Annotated in this window: 1 protein-coding gene; it reads right to left on the bottom strand. The window is 42.7% G+C overall.

The genetic code is table 11. The annotated features are described in order from the left end of the window. A partial coding sequence (locus AC1M89_RS14845) for a hypothetical protein (RefSeq protein WP_481614408.1) occupies positions 1-202 on the bottom strand: 202 nt, incomplete at its 3' end. Between the last annotated feature and the right edge of the window lie 53 nt (positions 203-255).

A 255-nucleotide genomic window follows, 5' to 3' on the forward strand; every position in this document is an offset into this window, starting at 1 on the left:
TGAATTGTTTGAGTGGAATTAAGGCATTGGTCGAGAGACAGATGAGTTCTGCTTGCACGCCTTCGTTAAGGGCATGGCTGCCATCGATGCGGTGTAGGAAGACTTGGCTATTCAGTTGTGAATGACTGAATTGGATGTGGAGGGCTCTGTTTTGGGCGGTTAGACCGAGCTGTTCCAATGCCGAAAAGATGTTGGCAAGCATGGTTATTATCTGTCTTTTATAATTTAGTAAGGCTAAAGAATTTCTTAATATTT

The organism is Acinetobacter sp. ANC_7635 (assembly GCF_056779945.1).